The following is a 1,744-nucleotide window of genomic DNA, read 5'->3' on the forward strand; positions in this document are numbered from 1 at the left end:
ATCACCTGTAAAGTTTGGTTTACCAGTCTGAGTTTGACCTTTAAGACCTTCTGATGTCGCATCACTCACTTGTGTTTGTCCAAGGACAGTTGGTGAGTAGTGAGCAGTAACTACATTTCCATACACATCCAAACGTTTCACAACCAATCCTTTAGCTCTACCAACAAAGTCTGGTTCTGGAGTAAAGGTAATCTTACCATCTTTATCAATTGTATAGCTTCCTTCACCCGGAACAACCGTGGTCGTACTACCATCCTCAAATGTTGGTGGAACTGTACTATCGATATGTCCTTCAAACGTTGGGGTTGCTACTTGTGGTTGGCCTTTTGCTCCTGTAGAAGCCGTGTCATGACCAATAGATGAATCTACAACTGTTGGACGATAGCTTGCAGTAACTGGGGTGCCGTTCTTATCTACACGTTTCACTGTGACTGGATCTGGGTTTCCAACAAACTGTTTATCTGGAGTGAAAGTTACAGTTCCGTCTGGCGCAATCGTGTAAGTTCCTTGACCTGGAATAGATTTCTCTTTGCTGCCATCTTCGAAGGTTGGTTCAACTGTTTCATCAATTGGAACCAGTGGATCGCCACCTTGGAAGGTTGGGGTTCCTGTTTGAACAAGCCCCTTAATGTTAACTGAAGAAGTATCTTTACCAGTTGGTGTTACTTTCGTAAACTCTGGACTGTAAGTCGCAGTGACTGGGGTACCATTCTTATCCACACGTTTCACTGTAACTGGATCTGGCTTACCAACGAACTTCTTGTCTGGAGTGAAGGTCACTGTACCATCTGGCGCAATAGTGTAAGTTCCTTGACCTGGAATAGATTTCTCTTTGCTGCCATCTTCAAAAGTTGGCTCTACTGTTTCATCGATTGGAACCAGTGGGTCACCACCTTGGAAGGTTGGGGTGCCGGTTTGTGGAACACCTTGAGGACCTGTGCTGGTTGCGTTAGTACCTGTAGGAACAACTTCTTTCACCACCGCTTGGTACTTAACGGTAACTGGAGTTCCGTTAGCATCCACACGAGTCAATTCAAGCTCTGGTGTTTCACCCTTGAACTGTTTATCTGGAATGAAGGTTACCTTTCCTTCTGCATCCACTTCAAACTTACCAACATTTGGCACTTCTTTCACAGTTGTACCATTGTCAAATAGTGGAGTCAAATCGGCTGGGAATGGAACAGAGTCATGGCCTGGAGTGAAGGTCACTTTACCTTCTTGGACCTGACCTTGCAGACCCTCTGTCTTATCACCTGAACCAGTTGGTGTTACCTTAGTGAACTCTGGACTGTAAGTCGCAGTAACTTCTGTTCCGTTCTTGTCTACACGTTTCACTGTGACTGGATCTGGGTTTCCGACAAACTGCTTGTCTGGAGTGAAGGTCACTGTACCATCTGGCGCAATCGTGTAAGTTCCTTGACCTGGAATAGATTTCTCTTTGCTTCCATCTGCGAAGGTTGGCTCGACTGTTTCATCGATTGGAACCAGTGGATCACCACCTTGGAAACTTGGAGTTCCTGTTTGTGGAACACCCTGAGGACCTGTGCTGGTTGCGTTAGTGCTGGTTGGGGTTACCTTAGTCACTGTTGGGGTATAAGTCGCAGCAACTGGAGTGCCATTCTTATCCACACGTTTCACTGTAACTGGATCTGGGTTTCCAACAAACTGCTTGTCTGGAGTGAAGGTTACAGTTCCGTCTGGTGCAATCGTGTAGGTTCCTTGACCTGGAATAGATTTCTCTTTG

At 45.9% G+C, this 1,744-nt stretch carries 1 pseudogene; it reads right to left on the reverse strand.

Annotated elements, in window-relative coordinates:
* A pseudogene (locus B7714_RS00010) lies at positions 1–1,744 on the reverse strand (YSIRK signal domain/LPXTG anchor domain surface protein); the annotation flags it as partial.

The sequence above is a fragment of the Streptococcus oralis subsp. oralis genome, assembly GCF_002096595.1.
Classification (GTDB): Bacteria; Bacillota; Bacilli; order Lactobacillales; family Streptococcaceae; genus Streptococcus; species Streptococcus oralis_D.